Origin of the sequence: Solwaraspora sp. WMMB335 (assembly GCF_049179075.1) — a bacterium.
Taxonomy (GTDB): Bacteria; Actinomycetota; Actinomycetes; order Mycobacteriales; family Micromonosporaceae; genus Micromonospora_E.
Window position 1 is genome coordinate 5,044,535 of the sequence record NZ_JBMHMF010000001.1, and the last position, 15,475, is coordinate 5,060,009.

Consider the following 15,475-nt stretch of genomic DNA (forward strand, 5'->3'; position numbering starts at 1 on the left):
GTTCGAAGCAAACCCCGTCACGAGTAGGAAGGAAGGCTGCTGATGCCAGGTCAACAGCGTCGTGGCGGCGGGTCCGGTGGCAGCGAAGGTGGTCGCCGCGACAACCGCCGTGAAGGCGGTCGCGGCAACGCGCCCGTCGAGAAGACCCCGCACCTGGAACGCGTCGTCGCGATCAACCGGGTCGCCAAGGTCGTGAAGGGCGGTCGGCGGTTCAGCTTCACCGCTCTGGTGATCGTCGGCGATGGTGACGGCACGGTCGGTGTGGGCTACGGTAAGGCCAAGGAAGTACCCGCAGCGATCGCCAAGGGTGTCGAGGAGGCCAAGAAGCACTTCTTCAAGGTGCCTCGGATCGCCGCATCGATCCCGCACCCGGTGCAGGGCGAGGACGCCGCCGGTGTGGTCCTGCTGAAGCCGGCCAGCGCCGGTACCGGCGTCATCGCCGGTGGCCCGGTCCGTGCCGTGCTGGAGTGCGCGGGCATCCACGACGTGCTTTCCAAGAGCCTCGGTTCGTCCAACCCGATCAACATCGTGCACGCCACCGTGGCGGCGTTGAAGAGCCTGGAGTCGCCGGAGGCGGTGGCTACCCGGCGAGGTCTGCCGGTCGAGGACGTGGCTCCGGCCGCGATGCTCGCGTCCCGTGCGGGCGCAGGGGCGTGACAGCGACGATGAACGGAGGACGGCTGCGATGGCACGTCTGAAGGTGACCCAGGTCCGGTCCGAGATCGGGACCAAGCGTAACCAGCGGGAGTCGCTGCGCTCGCTCGGTCTCAAGCGGATCAACGACGTGGTGGTCAAGGAGGACCGTCCCGAGATCCGGGGCATGATCTTCACCGTGAACCACCTCGTGAAGGTCGAGGAGGTCGAGTAATGACGATCAAGGTCCATCACCTCCGGCCGGCGCCGGGATCCAAGACCGCGAAGACCCGGGTGGGTCGCGGTGAGGGTTCGAAGGGCAAGACCGCCGGACGGGGCACCAAGGGCTCGAAGGCCCGCAAGAACATCTCGGCGGCGTTCGAGGGCGGGCAGATGCCCATCCACATGCGCCTGCCGAAGCTCAAGGGCTTCAAGAACCGGTTCAAGGTCGTCTATCAGGTCGTCAACCTGGACCGACTGGCCGAACTGTTCCCCGACGGCGGCGAGGTCGGGCCGCAGCGGCTGGCCGAGGTCGGCGCGGTCCGCAAGGGCCAGCCGGTCAAGGTGCTCGGCAGCGGCGACCTCGGTGGGGTGACGCTCCAGGTGTCGGCGCACGCCTTCAGCGGCACCGCGAAAGAGAAGATTACTGCTGCCGGTGGCTCGGCAACCGAGCTCTGAGCAGGCCGATCGTGGGTGTGGCGCTCGATCAGTTGCGACTGACGGGCGCCACCGCCTACCTGGAGAGACATTCGTCCCGTTAATATCGGGATCGGTGTATGTTCTAGGGCACGCCTGCCCAGACAGACGCCGGACTGTTAGAGTCCGATGCCAGTCATGGATATCGGGCGCACCGCACCCACCCCGACCCGCCAGGACATCCGGCGGCCACCTCGCGCAGGAGGAAGAAGTTGCTCTCCGCCTTTCTCAGTGCGTTCCGCACGCCTGACCTGCGCAAGAAGCTGCTGTTCACGGTCTTCATCGTCGCGGTCTACCGGCTCGGGGCCACGCTGCCCAGTCCCGGTGTGTCGTACGGCAACGTGCAGCAGTGCATCGACGCCATGGAGTCCGGTGACGCCAGCGGCGTCTTCACCCTGCTGAACCTCTTCTCCGGCGGCGCGCTGCTGTCGTTGTCGGTCTTCGCGCTGGGCATCATGCCCTACATCACCGCGTCGATCATCCTGCAGCTGCTCACCGTGGTGATTCCGCGGCTGGAGCAGCTGCGCAAGGAGGGGCAGTCCGGTCAGGCCAAGATCACGCAGTACACCCGGTACCTGACGTTGGGGCTGGGCATCCTGCAGGCCTCGGCGTTCGTCGCGCTGGCCCGCTCCGGGCAGCTGTTCAACAACATGTGCGACGAGTGGCCGATCATCCCGAACGGGACCGGCATGCCGATCTGGCTGACGCTGAGTGTGTTGGTCATCACGATGACCGCCGGCACTGGCATGGTGATGTGGCTGGGCGAGCTGATCACCGACCGCGGCGTCGGCAACGGCATGTCGGTGCTGATCTTCACCTCGATCGCGGCGCGGCTGCCCAGTGAGGGTTGGGCCATCAAGAACACCCACGGTTGGGGGATGTTCGGCCTGGTCCTGGTGCTCGTCCTGGTGGTCATCACGCTGGTGGTCTTTATCGAGCAGGCGCAGCGCCGGATTCCGGTGCAGTACGCGAAGCGGATGATCGGCCGGCGGATGTACGGCGGCACCTCCACGTATATCCCGCTCAAGGTCAACCAGGCCGGCGTCATCCCGGTGATCTTTGCCTCGTCGGTGCTCTACCTGCCGCAGCTCGGGCTGCAGTTCTTCGATCCGAACGACCCGGGTCAGATCCAGGCATGGATTCAGAACAACCTGGCGAATCCGACCAGTCCGATCTATATCATCACGTACTTCCTCATGATCATATTCTTCACGTACTTCTACGTGTCGATCACGTTCAACCCGACCGAGGTCGCGGAGAACATGAAGAAGTACGGCGGCTTCGTACCGGGCATCCGTCCCGGCCGGCCGACCGCCGAGTACCTCGACTTCATCCTCAGCCGGATCACCCTCCCCGGTGCGCTCTATCTCGGCCTCGTCTCCGTCCTGCCGAACTTCTTCTTCATCTGGCTGGACAGTGACCAGTACGTGAACTTCCCGTTCGGCGGCACCGCCGTGCTCATCATGGTCGGTGTCGGTCTGGAAACCGTGAAGCAGATCGAGAGCCAACTTATGCAGCGGAACTACGAAGGGTTCCTCCGGTAGATGAGGCTGGTACTGGTCGGTCCCCCCGGGGCGGGAAAGGGGACCCAGGCCGAGTTCATCGCCGCTCACCTGGTCGTGCCCAAGATCTCGACCGGGGACATCTTCCGGGCCAACGTGACCCAAGGCACTCCGCTGGGTGTGGAGGCCAAGCGCTACATGGATGCCGGCAAGCTGGTGCCGGACGAGGTGACCATCAACATGGTCCGGGACCGGCTTGCCGAGCCGGATGCCGGCGAGGGTTTCCTGCTCGACGGCTTCCCACGGACCACGCCGCAGGCCGCCGCGCTGGACAAGTTGCTGGCCGATCTCGGCACGGCGCTGGATCTGGTGCTGGAGCTCGTCGTTGACGACGACGAGGTCATCCGGCGGCTGTCGGGCCGGCGCACCTGCCGGGGCTGCAGCAAGATCTGGCACGTCGAGTTCGACGCGCCGGCCGTGGCGGGCCGTTGCGACCGGTGCGGCGCCGAGCTGTTCCAGCGCGACGACGACAAGCCGGAGACCATCGCGCGCCGCCTGGTGGAGTACTCCGAGAAGACCGCACCGTTGGTCGATTTCTACGGCGCCCAGGGCAAGCTGGTGGGCATCGACGCGACCGGCCCGGTGGAGGATGTCACGACCCGTGCGATCGACGCCCTGCGTTCGTACGGCGGGTAGGATCACAGGCGTCGACGTCCGACCGTGGCACCCGCTGCACGTCGGGTGATGACGAGCCCGACCTGAGACGAGGAGCCGATGCGTCGTCAGCAGTTGGACATTCAGCTGAAGACTCCGGACCAGATCGACCGGATGCGGGCCGCCGGCCTGGTGGTGGCCGATGCACTGGCCAAAATGCGCGCCGCCGTCGCCCCTGGCGTCTCCACCGCCGAACTGGACGCGATCGCCGAAGCGACCATCCGGGACGCTGGCGCGGTCCCCTCCTTCAAGGGCTACCACGGTTACCCGGCGACCATCTGTTCCTCCGTCAACGAGCAGGTGGTGCACGCCATCCCGACGTCCCGGCAGGTGCTGCGCGAAGGCGACATCGTCTCGATCGACTGCGGCGCCGTGCTGGACGGCTGGCACGGCGACGCCGCGTTCACCGCGCCCGTCGGCGAGGCCCGTCCCGAGCTGCTACGGATGGCTGCGGTTGCCGAGGACGCCTTGTGGGCCGGAATCGCCGCCGCCACCCGCGGCGCGGCGACCGGCCGGGGCCGGCTGACGGACATCTCCTACGCGGTCGAGCGGGCCATCCGTGCTGGCGGGCGGTACGGCATCGTGGAGGGCTACGGCGGACACGGTATCGGCACCGAGATGCACCAGGACCCGCATGTGCTCAACTACGGTCGACCCGGCAAAGGGCCGCGGCTGGTCGCGGGCATGGCACTGGCGATCGAGCCGATGATCACCCTCGGGTCGCCGCGGACCGAGGAGCTCTCCGACGGCTGGACGGTGGTGACCCGGGACCGGTCGATGGCGGTGCACGTCGAGCATTCCATCGCGCTGTTGCCCGACGGAGTCTGGGTGTTGACCGAGCCGGACGGCGGGCGGGCCAGGCTCGGCGACCTGGTCACCGCCCGGCAACCGGCCGGCGCGCCGCGCTGATCCGCGTTGGCCGGCACACCGGGCTGATCCGCGCTGGCCGGCGCGCTGCGCTGATCCGCGCTGGCCGGACTTGCGCCGAGGTGCCATGCTCGTATCCATGGACCGGCGGGACGGGATGCGGGCGGCCGACGCGGACCGGGAAGCGGTCGCCGAGCGGCTGCGCGCCGCGCTGAGCGAGGGCCGGCTGGATCTCGCCGAATTCGACGAGCGTCTGCAGCAGGCTTATGCCGCCAAGACGTACGGTGATCTCAACGGTCTGCTCGACGACCTGCCGCCGCTGGCGGCGGTCGGTAGGTCCCAACTCGCGCCGATCATCACCGGTAGCCTGCCCGCCGAGTTGACGCCAGGCCCGGACGGTCGCTATCCGGGTGCCACCCGGCGCTGGCTGGTCGACCAGTGGGACGGGTACGCGGCCACGGTCGGCATCACGATCGGTATCTGGTTGATCACCTGTCTGATGTCACAGCAGCTGCTCTACTTCTGGCCCGGCTGGGTGGCCGGACCATGGGGGGCGGTGCTGGTGGTGTCGACGGTGCTCGGTCTGATGAAGGGCGAGCCGCAGCAACGTGCGGCCAAGCGGGCCCGGCAGGCATTGGAGAGACAGGAAAAGGCTTCGCGGAGGCAGGGTGAGCCGGGGTCCGGGACTGCCTGACCCGGCAGCGTTTCGCCGCGACATCCCCCGATGACCGGATCAGGTCGGCTAACCTGGCCCCGGGCAGGGTGCGGTTTGCCGGGTGCGAAGCCACCCGCGTACACTGGTGGATCGGCGCACAGCGTCCACTCCAGCGTGCCTGCTTCTGCGCTTCGGCAGGCCGTGTCTGACTGGTGCGCCGGAAGGGTTCTCACGTCCCCTCCGGCAACTGGCCAGTGTCTGGAGCCGCGGCTGGCGCGGTCGGGTCGGCACGGTGAACAGGGGCCGTGTGGGCCGGCCGCGAAAGGTGTTGTGAGCCGATCCCGAGCAACCGACGTCAGGACAGCGGAGGACATGCCGAAAAAAGACGGGGCCATCGAGATCGAAGGCCGGGTGATCGAGCCACTCCCGAACGCGATGTTCCGGGTCGAGCTCGCCAACGGTCACAAGGTGCTGGCTCACATCAGCGGCAAGATGCGGCAGCACTACATCCGCATCCTGCCCGAGGATCGGGTCGTCGTCGAGCTCTCGCCGTACGACCTCACCCGCGGGCGCATCGTCTATCGCTACAAGTAACCCGCCTGACGGCGGCCGGGGCGTCCCGTGTCCGTCCGCAAGCCCGGCTCGCCGTCCGTGCGGGCGGGCATCAACGGAAGTAAGGCATACCGTGAAGGTCAAGCCGAGCGTCAAGAGGATCTGCAACAAGTGCCGGGTGATCCGTCGGCACGGCCGGGTGATGGTCATCTGCACCGACCCCCGGCACAAGCAGCGCCAGGGCTGACCCCTGCGGCCGACCGGCACGACCGGGCCGGCGACGGGGCGGCACTGGCGGCCGATCAGCACCACAACAGCACATGCTCGTTCCAGCCGCGAGCGGCAAGCGTCACCACGCCGTCCATCGCGACCCACCCCCGGTCGGAGGCCGGGGCCCGGCAACGTCGTCTGCGCCCATCGGGACAGCGGCATGGGCAGCCGGGGTGGATCGGGCTCAGACCTCCGCGAGACACAGCTGAGGAGTTACGCCCACACATGGCACGTCTAGTCGGCGTGGATCTGCCCCGCGAGAAGCGGATGGAGATCGCGCTCACCTACATTTTCGGGATCGGCCGGACCCGTTCGATCGCCACGCTGGCCGCGACTGGCATCGACCCGAACAAGCGGGTCCGGGACCTCACCGACGAGGAGCTGGTCCAGCTCCGGGATCACATCGAGGCCAGCTTCAAGGTCGAAGGTGATCTGCGTCGTGAGGTGCAGGCAGACATCCGCCGCAAGGTCGAGATCGGCTGCTACGAGGGGATCCGGCACCGCCGCGGGCTGCCCGTACGTGGCCAGCGCACCCGGACCAACGCCCGGACCCGCAAGGGCCCGAAGCGGACCGTCGCCGGCAAGAAGAAGCCGGGCAAAAAGTAGTCCTGGCCGTCACCGGGCTCGACCGGATACCTGGATCGTTCAATAGGAGCGCAGAGAACTTATGCCACCGAAGGCTCGCGCTGGAGCCGCAGTCAAGAAGGTCCGGCGCAAGGAACGCAAGAACGTCGCCCACGGGCAGGCGCACATCAAGAGCACCTTCAACAACACCATCGTTTCGATCACCGACCCGACCGGTGCGGTGATCTCCTGGGCCTCCGCCGGCCAGGTCGGCTTCAAGGGCTCCCGCAAGTCGACTCCGTTCGCCGCCCAGTTGGCCGCCGAGGCGGCCGCCCGGCGGGCGATGGAGCACGGCATGCGCAAGGTCGACGTCTTCGTCAAAGGCCCCGGCTCCGGCCGGGAGACCGCCATCCGTTCGCTGCAGGCCGTCGGTCTGGAGGTCGGACAGATCTCCGACGTCACGCCGCAGCCGCACAACGGGTGCCGTCCGCCGAAGCGTCGTCGGGTCTGAGAGGTTAGGGAAAGATGGCTCGTTACACCGGTGCTGACTGCCGCCGTTGCCGGCGGGAGAAGATGAAGCTGTTCCTCAAGGGCAGCAAGTGCGATGGGCCGAAGTGCCCGTTCGAGTCCCGCCCCTTCCCGCCCGGGCAGCACGGCCGGGGCCGGACCAAGGAGACCGAGTACCTCCTGCAGCTGCGCGAGAAGCAGAAGGCCCGCCGGGTGTACGGCGTGCTGGAGAAGCAGTTCCGCGGTTACTACGAGGAAGCCGTGGCCAAGCAGGCCAAGACCGGTGAGGTGCTGCTGCAGATCCTGGAGTCCCGTCTGGACAACGTGGTCTACCGGGCCGGCTACGCCAAGTCCCGTGACATGGCCCGCCAGTTGGTCAAGCACGGACACTTCACGGTCAACGGCAAGAAGGTCGACATTCCCTCGTTCCGCGTCAAGGAGCACGACATCGTCGAGGTACGGACGAAGTCGAAGGAGCTGACCCCGTTCCTGGTCGCCCAGGGCGAGGCCGGGTCCAAGACCGTGCCGGCCTGGCTGGAGGCCATCCCCAGCCAGATGAAGATCCTCGTGCACTCCCTCCCGGCCCGCCAGGTTATCGACACGCAGGTCCAGGAGCAGCTGATCGTCGAGCTCTACTCGAAGTGAGCCACCCCCGTCGGTGGGGTCGTCCCGGCATCGGCCGGCCACGACCCCACCGACGGGTGCACCACCGACGGGCGTCATATAGCGGGCGCCCCGACCCAAGGAGAAGTACGTGCTCATCAGCCAGCGGCCGACTCTGTCCGAGGAGTCGATCAGCGACACGAGGTCCCTGTTCACCATCGAGCCGTTGGAGCCGGGTTTCGGCTACACGCTCGGCAACTCGCTGCGGCGTACCCTGCTCAGCTCCATCCCGGGGGCCGCGGTCACCAGCATCAAGATCGACGGCGTGCTGCACGAGTTCACCACGATCCCCGGGGTCAAGGAGGACGTGGTCGAGCTCGTCATGAACGTCAAGGAGCTGTGCGTCAGCTCCGAGCACGACGAGCCGGTCAGCATGTACCTGCGCAAGCAGGGTCCCGGTGACGTCACCGCCGGCGACATCCAGCCACCGGCCGGGGTGTCGGTGCACAACCCCGACCTCAAGCTGGCGACCCTCAACGGCAAGGGCCGTCTCGACATGGAGCTGACCGTCGAGCGGGGCCGCGGTTACGTCACCGCGGCCCAGAACAAGCAGGCCGGCGCCGAAATCGGCCGGATCCCGGTCGACTCGATCTACTCGCCGGTACTCAAGGTCACCTATCGGGTCGAGGCGACCCGGGTGGAGCAGCGGACCGACTTCGACCGGCTGATCATCGACGTGGAGACCAAGGCGTCGATCGGGCCACGTACCGCGCTGGCCTCGGCCGGTTCCACCCTGGTGGAGCTCTTCGGCCTGGCCCGCGAGCTCGACGAGACCGCCGAGGGCATCGACATCGGGCCGTCGCCGCAGGACGCCCAGCTCGCCGCCGATCTGGCACTGCCGATCGAGGAGCTGGACCTGACCGTACGGTCGTACAACTGCCTCAAGCGCGAGGGCATCAACAGCGTCGGCGAGCTGATCGGGCGGACCGAAGCGGACCTCCTCGATATAAGGAATTTCGGTCAGAAGTCGATCGACGAGGTCAAGATGAAGCTGGCCGGGATGGGGTTGGGGCTGAAGGACTCGGCGCCCAACTTCGACCCGGCACACGTCGTGGACGCCTTCGGCGAAGCCGACTACGACACCGACGACTACCGCGAGACCGAGCAGCTGTAACGGCGGCTGCCGCCACCACTGAGGAGCACCAACCATGCCCACGCCCACCAAGGGCCCCCGCCTCGGCGGCAGCCCCGCGCACGAGCGGATGATGCTGGCGAACCTGGCCACCTCGCTGTTCCGGCACGGCAAGATCAAGACCACCGAGACCAAGGCGAAGCGGCTGCGTCCCCTGGCGGAGCAGCTGATCACCAAGGCCAAGCGGGGCGACCTGCACGCGCGTCGTCGGGTGTTGTCCGTCGTGCGGGACAAAGACGTGGTCTTCGAGCTGTTCGACCAGATCGCGCCGAGGTACGCCAACCGTCCGGGCGGCTACACCCGGATCGTCAAGACCGGCCCGCGCAAGGGGGACAACGCCCCCATGGCGGTCATCGAACTGGTCGAGGAGCTGGTGGTGGCCACCCCGGCACCAGCCAAGGCGGCGCGTAAGGCCGCGCAGCAGGACAAGGTCGAGGCGCTTGCCGGGACCGACGAGGCTCCGCAGTCGCCCACTGACGCCGAGACCCCGACGGCGGCTGCGGGCGACACGGAGCCGGCCGGCTCCGAGACGGCTGACGACGACCAGACCGACGCCGGTCAGGCCGACCGCGACAAGGCCTGATCAGGGCGACCGCGACAAGATCCGATCAGCGGCAGCTCTACCGGACCCGGCGCTTGCCGACAAGCGCCGGGTCCTGCCGTGTGCGGGGGGAATCCCGGATCGGCAGTGGGAGGATCAGGTGGAGCAGGTGAAGATTCGGATCCGGCTCGAGGTGGCCTACGACGGCACCGAGTTCTCCGGCTGGGCGGTACAGCCGCAGCGGCGGACGGTGGCCGGCGTGTTGACCGAGGCGCTGGACCGTGCCTTCGGCCCGGCCACCGCCACCGGCCTGACCGTGGCCGGGCGCACCGATGCCGGCGTGCACGCCACCGGCCAGGTCTGCCATGTGGACGTACCGGAGGCGGTCTGGTCCGACCGGGCTGGCACGCTGCTGCGCCGGCTCGCCGGCACCCTGCCCCGGGACGTACGGGTCCGGGCCGTCATCGAAGTGCCGGGCGAGTTCGACGCCCGCTTTTCCGCGACCTACCGCCGGTACGCCTACCGGGTCACCGACGCGCCGTACGGCGCCGACCCGTTGCGCAGGCACGACACGCTGGCCTGGCCGCGCCCGTTGGATCTGGCCGCGCTCAGTACCGCCGCCGCGCAGTTCGTCGGGGAACACGACTTCGCCGCCTACTGCCGGCGCAAGGAGCACGCGACGACGATCCGGCACATCACCCGACTCGACTGGCAGCGCGACAGCGACGGCGTGCTGATCGGCACCGTCCAGGCGGACGCGTTCTGCCAGGCGATGGTTCGTAGCCTGGTCGGGGCGATGCTGTTCGCCGGCGACGGGCGTCGGCCCGCCGACTGGCCGGCGAGCCTGCTGACGCGGCGGGAGCGCTCGGGTGAGGTCACCGTCGCCCCGCCGCACGGGCTCACCCTCGTCGAGGTCGGCTATCCCGCCGATCCCCACGAGTACGCCACCCGCGCGCTGGTCACCCGCCGGTTGAGGCTGCCGGCTGTGCCCTGACCGTGGCCGCCGGCTGTGCCTTGAGCGCTGCCGCCGGCTGTACCGTCCGCTTTTCCAGCACGTTGACCTGCAGATGCAACTGCAGCATGTCGAACAGGATCTGTCGGGCGTACGGGTCGTCGTCGGCGATCGGCTCGCCGTCGGTCTGAGCGATCACGCAGTACATCAGGAAGTGACCCAGCGAGTGCCAGCCGACCTGGGCCGACGCGAGGGCGATCGCCTCGGTCCCCTCGTCGGCGATCATTCCTTGGAAACGTCCCTTCTCCTCGTCGACCAGGGGCTTGATCCGGGCGTGCGCCCACTCGGCGCCGGACGCCTCCGCCAGATTGAACACGCCGGTGGTGATCAGGTATTTGCCGGTAGGGGAGCGCAGCGTGCCGCGAACGACCTGGCTGCAGCCGAGTTCGTCGAGCAGGATGCCGATCTCGCCGGCCGCGGCTGCCCGGCAGCGCTCCTCGACCTGGGTCTTCAGCAGCTTGTACGGCGGTTCCGCCGGATCGATCACGATGTCGCCGGTCGGGAAGACTTCGGCCACGGTCAGCGGGTCCGGGTCGACGGTCCGGGAGCTGATGTCACGTGGCACGGCGGTCGGTGCATCGGGGGCGGCCAGGCCGGCATCGACACGTCCGCTGCGTTCGTCCGCCACGATGAAGAACGACGACAACCCGCACACACCGAGGAGCAGCAGAACGGCTGCGCTGCTGATCACCACCTGCCACAGCTTGGGCGAAGACCAGACGGTGGACACCTGGTGGCCGGTGCCGATCCGGTCGGTCCCGATTCGACCGGCGGCGGGCAGGGCGATGCGGGCGCTCCGGTCCTCGGTCGTCGGCCGGATCGCCGGGGTACGGCCCGCCGGGCGCCGGCGGCCGGTCGACGACCGCGCCCGCTGCCGTGCAGTGGCCGGCGGGTCAGGAAACGGCACGAACTCACCCGTTGCGGATGTACTGGCTGTGGGCCCACCGGTGCCAGCCGGCCGGGCAGATCCGCGAACGCGCGTCTCCGACCCGGCCGACGGCCGGACCGGCTGCTGCACCGGTGGATGAGCACGCCGGCCGGTCGACGAAGCGGCGGTCGGGCCAGCGGTGGTGGCTGGTGGCGGACGGTAGTGCGCGTGGTCGGCTGGCGCGGTCCGGGGCGGGGCCGGTCGTGGCTGAGGGTTTGGTCGTGGCCGAGACACCGGCGCCGGCGCCGGCTGCCGACCTGACGGCGTCGCGGGCGGCGGATAAGGCCGGGGCCCAGGGCGTGGCCGGGGTCCGGACGCCGGGCGGACGGCCGCACCGGTGACCGGACCGGTGACCGGGTCGGGTGCCGGGCCGAGCGCTCGGCCCGAGGGTGCCGGCGGAGTCCGACCGGCGGCTGGCGTCGGGCCAGGCCCGCGTCCGGAGTCCAGCGGCGGTTCGGCGTCACGCCGGGTGTGCCGCCCAGGCTGGTGCGGTCGTGGCGGGCCGCCAGTGCGACGGGAACGGTCGGCTGACGGGTTCCGGGACTCGTCCGGCTGGTCCGGCCAGTTGCCGGTGCCGGATTCGTACCCGTACGTCATGTCGCACAGGGTAACTGACGATCCGGGGGTTTAGCCGCTACCGGGGACTACACCAAAAGAACAACGGACATATCCGAATGTATCTCGGCGTGGCATCGGGGCGGCTCCTGCCGCCGGGCAGTGCCGCCGCCGGCTGGGCGACAATGCCGGGGTGACCGGCGACCACTACTTCAGCCCGCAACCTGGCACCGCCGACCTGCGCTCGCCGATCGAGTTCAGTGCGGCCGGTCGCGATTACACGTTGACGACGGCGGCCGGTGTCTTCTCCGCCGGACGCCTCGACCCGGGGACCGCCGTACTGTTGCGCAAGGCGCAGCTGCCGGCATCCGCCGATCCCGGCCCGTTCCTCGACCTGGGCTGCGGCTACGGCCCGATCACCTGTGTGCTGGCCGACCAGGCGCCGGCGGCCAGCGTGTACGCGGTGGACGTGAACGCCCGCGCCCGGGAACTCACCGCGCTCAACGCCGCCCGGCTCGGCGTAGCCGACCGGGTATGCGTCCGTGCCCCGGACGACGTTCCGGAGGCGGTCCGCTTCACCCAGTTGTGGTCCAACCCGCCGATCCGGGTCGGCAAGGCCGAGTTGCACGCCCTGCTGGCCCGTTGGCTGCCACGGCTGGCATCCGATGGGGTCGGCTGGCTGGTCGTCGCCCGGTACCTCGGCGGCGACTCGGTGCAGCGCTGGCTGGTCGACCAGGGTTGGCAGGTCGCCCGGCACGCCAGCCAGCAGGGCTACCGGGTGTTGCGGGTCACCCGCTGAGCCACGGAAAATCTGAGCTGCCATCGGCCACCGGATCGGGCACCATGCCGGCATGGGTTACGTGGACGTAGCGGGTGCCGGGCACGTACTGCCGGACGGCCGGCAGCTCTTCGCCGACGTGTCGTTCCGGGTCGGCGAGGGCGCCAAGATGGCCATGGTCGGACCGAACGGTGCCGGCAAGACCACCCTGCTGCGGATGGTCGCCGGCGACCTGCCGGTGACCGAGGGGTCGATCGCCCGGTCCGGTGGGCTCGGCGTGATGCGGCAGTTCATCGGCATGATCGGCGACGACCGTACGCTCGCAGACCTGGCCCTGTCGCTCGCGCCGCCGACGCTGCGGGCCGCCGGTGAACGGCTGGCCACCGCCGAACGCGCTCTGCACGCCACGACGCCGGCCGCGAGCACCGCCAGCAGCGAGAAGACCCAGCTCGGGTACGCCAACGCGCTGACCGCCTGGGGCGAGGCCGGTGGCTACGAGGCCGAGGTGGTGTTCGACACGGTTGCCACGATCGTGCTCGACCAGTCGTGGGAACAGGTCCGCGACCGCCCGGTCCGGACGCTCTCCGGCGGTCAGCAGAAGCGTTTCGCGCTGGAGTTGCTGCTGCGTGGCAGCGACGAGGTGCTGCTGCTCGACGAGCCGGACAACTTTCTCGATGTACCTGGCAAGCGCTGGCTGGAGCAGCGGCTGCGCGAGTCGAAGAAGTCGGTGCTGTACGTCTCGCACGACCGGGAGCTGCTGGCGCAGACCGCCGACCGGGTGGTCGCCGTGGAAGGTGGCTCGGCCTGGGTGCATCCGGGCGGGTTCGCCAGCTGGCACGAGGCCCGGCTGGCCCGGCATGCCCGGCTGGAGGAGCAGCGGCGCCGCTGGGACGAGGAACACCAGAAGCTGCGCGACCTGGTGCTGATGTACAAGCAGAAGGCCGCGTACAACGACGGGATGGCCTCGCGCTACCAGGCGGCGCAGACCCGGCTGCGCAAGTTCGAGGAGGCCGGTCCGCCACCGCTGCCGCCGAAGGACCAGTCGTTGCGGATGCGGCTGTCCGGCGGCCGTACCGGCAAGCGGGCGGTGATTTGCGAGCAGCTGGAGCTCGACGGTCTGACGTACCCGTTCGACCTGGAGATCTGGTACGGCGACCGGGTCGCGGTGCTCGGCGCGAACGGCACCGGCAAGTCGCACTTCCTGCGGCTGCTGGCCCGGGGCGGCTCCGACCCGGACCCGGCGGCCGGGCCGATCGCCGGTGCGGCGGCGCTGACCCCGGTGGCGCACGACGGCGTCGCCCGGCTCGGTGCCCGGGTCCGGCCGGGACACTTCTCGCAGACCCACGACCGGCCCGAACTGCTCGACCAGACTTTGGCCGAGGTGCTGTGGCGCGGCGACGACCATCGCAACGGCATGGACCGGCACGCGGCGATGGCCGTGCTGTCCCGCTACGACCTGGCCGGGCAGGGCGACCAGCGGTTCGGCACCCTCTCCGGTGGCCAGCAGGCCCGGTTCCTGGTGCTGCTGCTGGAACTGTCCGGAGCCACCCTGTTGCTGCTCGACGAGCCGACCGACAACCTGGATTTGGCGTCGGCAGAGGCGCTGGAGGAGGGGCTGCGGGCGTTCGAGGGTACGGTGATCGCGGTCACCCACGACCGCTGGTTCACCCGATCGTTCGACCGGTTTGTGTTGTTTGGTGGTGACGGCGACGTGGTGGAGGTGCCCGAGCCGGTCTGGGACGTCGGCTGACCCGCCGCGATCGTGGTCGTCGTCGCGCGGCGGCGGTCATAGAGTGATCACCGTGGCAGAGATGATCCACCGCCGGCTGGGTGACTCCGGCCTGGTGGTCTCCGTGGTCGGCGTCGGATGCAACAACTTCGGGCGCAAACTGGACCTCGCCGGAACCAGGGCGGTGGTGGACGCGGCGATCGACGCGGGCATCACTCTGTTCGACACCGCCGATATCTACGGCACCCCGCACGGCGGTTCTGAGGAGCAACTCGGGGCCGCGCTGCGGGGCCGCCGCGACGATGTCGTGCTGGCCACCAAGTTCGGCATGGACATGTCCGGGATGAACGGTGCCGATCACGGGGCGCGCGGCGCCCGGCGGTACGTGATGCGGGCCGTCGAGGCGTCGCTGCGCCGGCTCGGCACCGATCACATCGACCTCTACCAGCTCCACGAGCCGGACCCCGGCACGCCTGTCGCGGAGACCCTGCAAGCCCTGGACGATCTGGTACGCGCCGGCAAGGTGCGCTACGTCGGCTGCTCGAACTTCGCCGGCTGGCGGATCGCCGACGCCGCGTGGACCGCCCGGGACCGCGGACTGACCCCGTTCGTCAGCGCGCAGAACGAGTACAACCTGCTGGACCGACGGGTCGAGGTCGAGGTCGTGCCGGCCTGCCAGCGATTCGGCCTGGGACTGTTGCCGTACTTCCCACTCGCCGACGGGCTGCTGACCGGCAAGTACCGCCGATCGGAGCAGCCGCCAGCGGGCAGCCGCCTCGCCAGCGAGGGCAGTCGCTACGAGGCCCGGCTCGCCGGTGCCCCGTGGGACACGATCGAGGCGTTGCGGGAGTACGCCGGCAAGCGCGACCTGTCCCTGCTCGACGTGGCGATCGGCGGGCTGGCCGCACAACCGGCGGTCGCCTCGGTGATCGCCGGTGCGACCACCGCCGACCAGGTACGGGCCAACGCCGCCGCCGGCCGGTGGCAACCCGGTGCCGACGATCTCGCCGAGCTGCAGTCGATCCTGCCGGCTCGCACCGGGTCCGCCGGCTTCTGAGCCGACCGCTGGTTGACCGTGGCCTGGTGACGGCGGTGAGCCTGGTCACCGCCTACAGCGGGCACTGACGCGCGGGCCGAAGGTTGTCGCGGATTGGCCCTTGGCTGACCGGCCGGTCCG

General features: G+C 69.3%; 19 protein-coding genes. 18 read left to right on the forward strand and 1 reads right to left on the reverse strand.

All coding sequences use genetic code 11. The features are described 5' to 3' along the window. Positions 1–42: 42 nt before the first annotated feature. The 15 genes from rpsE (at position 43) to truA (ending at position 10,290) form a co-directional block, all read left to right on the forward strand. Positions 43–657: a 30S ribosomal protein S5 gene (gene rpsE / locus ACN27F_RS21920; RefSeq protein ID WP_421436331.1), complete on the forward strand. Its 615-nt coding sequence runs from the start codon at positions 43–45 to the stop codon at positions 655–657. A 28-nt stretch (positions 658–685) separates the two neighbouring features. After that, on the forward strand, positions 686–868 hold the full coding sequence (gene rpmD, locus ACN27F_RS21925) for a 50S ribosomal protein L30 (protein WP_018784560.1): 183 nt from the start codon (positions 686–688) through the stop codon (positions 866–868). Next, on the forward strand, positions 868–1,311 hold the full coding sequence (rplO, locus tag ACN27F_RS21930) for a 50S ribosomal protein L15 (RefSeq protein ID WP_421436334.1): 444 nt from the start codon (positions 868–870) through the stop codon (positions 1,309–1,311). Before rpmD ends, rplO begins: the two co-directional genes overlap by 1 nt. Before the next feature lie 230 nt (positions 1,312–1,541). After that, the gene (secY, locus tag ACN27F_RS21935) at positions 1,542–2,873 is read left to right on the forward strand and encodes a preprotein translocase subunit SecY (RefSeq protein ID WP_421436336.1); all 1,332 of its coding nucleotides are present in this window, start codon (positions 1,542–1,544) and stop codon (positions 2,871–2,873) included. Next, a complete protein-coding gene (locus tag ACN27F_RS21940; RefSeq protein WP_421436339.1) occupies positions 2,874–3,527 on the forward strand; it encodes an adenylate kinase in 654 nt (217 codons plus the stop codon). 78 nt (positions 3,528–3,605) lie between these two features. Further along, positions 3,606–4,454: a type I methionyl aminopeptidase gene (map, locus tag ACN27F_RS21945; RefSeq protein WP_421436341.1), complete on the forward strand. Its 849-nt coding sequence runs from the start codon at positions 3,606–3,608 to the stop codon at positions 4,452–4,454. Positions 4,455–4,551: 97 nt separating this feature from the next. Beyond that, positions 4,552–5,106, forward strand: a complete 555-nt coding sequence (locus ACN27F_RS21950; protein WP_421436344.1) for a DUF1707 SHOCT-like domain-containing protein — start codon at positions 4,552–4,554, stop codon at positions 5,104–5,106. Between the two features lie 333 nt (positions 5,107–5,439). After that, positions 5,440–5,661, forward strand: a complete 222-nt coding sequence (infA, locus tag ACN27F_RS21955; protein ID WP_007073013.1) for a translation initiation factor IF-1 — start codon at positions 5,440–5,442, stop codon at positions 5,659–5,661. A 91-nt stretch (positions 5,662–5,752) separates the two neighbouring features. Further along, a complete protein-coding gene (gene rpmJ / locus ACN27F_RS21960; protein WP_012184307.1) occupies positions 5,753–5,866 on the forward strand; it encodes a 50S ribosomal protein L36 in 114 nt (37 codons plus the stop codon). Between the two features lie 248 nt (positions 5,867–6,114). Then, a complete protein-coding gene (gene rpsM, locus ACN27F_RS21965) occupies positions 6,115–6,495 on the forward strand; it encodes a 30S ribosomal protein S13 (protein WP_421436347.1) in 381 nt (126 codons plus the stop codon). Between the two features lie 61 nt (positions 6,496–6,556). Beyond that, entirely contained in the window at positions 6,557–6,964 is a 408-nt protein-coding gene (gene rpsK, locus ACN27F_RS21970) for a 30S ribosomal protein S11 (RefSeq protein ID WP_007073011.1), read from the forward strand. Between the two features lie 14 nt (positions 6,965–6,978). Continuing rightward, positions 6,979–7,605, forward strand: coding sequence for a 30S ribosomal protein S4 (rpsD, locus tag ACN27F_RS21975; protein WP_421436350.1), 627 nt, complete (start codon positions 6,979–6,981; stop codon positions 7,603–7,605). Between the two features lie 109 nt (positions 7,606–7,714). Continuing rightward, entirely contained in the window at positions 7,715–8,737 is a 1,023-nt protein-coding gene (locus ACN27F_RS21980; RefSeq protein ID WP_421436352.1) for a DNA-directed RNA polymerase subunit alpha, read from the forward strand. A 34-nt stretch (positions 8,738–8,771) separates the two neighbouring features. Beyond that, positions 8,772–9,338 (forward strand): 50S ribosomal protein L17, encoded by a 567-nt coding sequence (gene rplQ / locus ACN27F_RS21985; RefSeq protein ID WP_421436353.1) that lies wholly within the window; start codon positions 8,772–8,774, stop codon positions 9,336–9,338. A 118-nt stretch (positions 9,339–9,456) separates the two neighbouring features. Beyond that, positions 9,457–10,290 carry a tRNA pseudouridine(38-40) synthase TruA gene (gene truA / locus ACN27F_RS21990; protein ID WP_421436355.1) on the forward strand — a complete coding sequence of 278 codons (834 nt, stop codon included), beginning with the start codon at positions 9,457–9,459 and terminating at the stop codon, positions 10,288–10,290. Here truA and ACN27F_RS21995 read toward each other — a convergent pair. Further along, positions 10,256–11,215 (reverse strand): hypothetical protein, encoded by a 960-nt coding sequence (locus ACN27F_RS21995; RefSeq protein WP_421436358.1) that lies wholly within the window; start codon positions 11,213–11,215, stop codon positions 10,256–10,258. The genes truA and ACN27F_RS21995 overlap by 35 nt on opposite strands. 769 nt (positions 11,216–11,984) lie before the next feature. On the opposite strand from ACN27F_RS21995, the gene ACN27F_RS22000 reads away from it, so the two are divergent. The 3 genes from ACN27F_RS22000 (at position 11,985) to ACN27F_RS22010 (ending at position 15,355) form a co-directional block, all read left to right on the forward strand. Continuing rightward, positions 11,985–12,590 (forward strand): class I SAM-dependent methyltransferase, encoded by a 606-nt coding sequence (locus ACN27F_RS22000; RefSeq protein WP_421436359.1) that lies wholly within the window; start codon positions 11,985–11,987, stop codon positions 12,588–12,590. Between the two features lie 52 nt (positions 12,591–12,642). After that, positions 12,643–14,319 carry an ABC-F family ATP-binding cassette domain-containing protein gene (locus tag ACN27F_RS22005; protein ID WP_421436361.1) on the forward strand — a complete coding sequence of 559 codons (1,677 nt, stop codon included), beginning with the start codon at positions 12,643–12,645 and terminating at the stop codon, positions 14,317–14,319. Between the two features lie 61 nt (positions 14,320–14,380). Next, positions 14,381–15,355, forward strand: coding sequence for an aldo/keto reductase (locus ACN27F_RS22010; protein ID WP_421440382.1), 975 nt, complete (start codon positions 14,381–14,383; stop codon positions 15,353–15,355). Positions 15,356–15,475 lie beyond the last annotated feature (120 nt).

Bases quoted from the DNA above. Each gene is read 5' to 3' on its own strand.
- rpsE (WP_421436331.1), top strand. From the start codon at position 43: ATGCCAGGTCAACAGCGTCGTGGCGGCGGGTCCGGTGGCAGCGAAGGT.
- rpsM (WP_421436347.1), top strand. From the start codon at position 6,115: ATGGCACGTCTAGTCGGCGTGGATCTGCCCCGCGAGAAGCGGATGGAG.
- ACN27F_RS22005 (WP_421436361.1), top strand. From the start codon at position 12,643: ATGGGTTACGTGGACGTAGCGGGTGCCGGGCACGTACTGCCGGACGGC.
- infA (WP_007073013.1), top strand. From the start codon at position 5,440: ATGCCGAAAAAAGACGGGGCCATCGAGATCGAAGGCCGGGTGATCGAG.
- rplQ (WP_421436353.1), top strand. From the start codon at position 8,772: ATGCCCACGCCCACCAAGGGCCCCCGCCTCGGCGGCAGCCCCGCGCAC.
- rplO (WP_421436334.1), top strand. From the start codon at position 868: ATGACGATCAAGGTCCATCACCTCCGGCCGGCGCCGGGATCCAAGACC.
- rpsK (WP_007073011.1), top strand. From the start codon at position 6,557: ATGCCACCGAAGGCTCGCGCTGGAGCCGCAGTCAAGAAGGTCCGGCGC.
- map (WP_421436341.1), top strand. From the start codon at position 3,606: ATGCGTCGTCAGCAGTTGGACATTCAGCTGAAGACTCCGGACCAGATC.
- rpmD (WP_018784560.1), top strand. From the start codon at position 686: ATGGCACGTCTGAAGGTGACCCAGGTCCGGTCCGAGATCGGGACCAAG.
- ACN27F_RS21940 (WP_421436339.1), top strand. From the start codon at position 2,874: ATGAGGCTGGTACTGGTCGGTCCCCCCGGGGCGGGAAAGGGGACCCAG.
- ACN27F_RS21950 (WP_421436344.1), top strand. From the start codon at position 4,552: ATGGACCGGCGGGACGGGATGCGGGCGGCCGACGCGGACCGGGAAGCG.
- ACN27F_RS22010 (WP_421440382.1), top strand. From the start codon at position 14,381: ATGATCCACCGCCGGCTGGGTGACTCCGGCCTGGTGGTCTCCGTGGTC.
- rpsD (WP_421436350.1), top strand. From the start codon at position 6,979: ATGGCTCGTTACACCGGTGCTGACTGCCGCCGTTGCCGGCGGGAGAAG.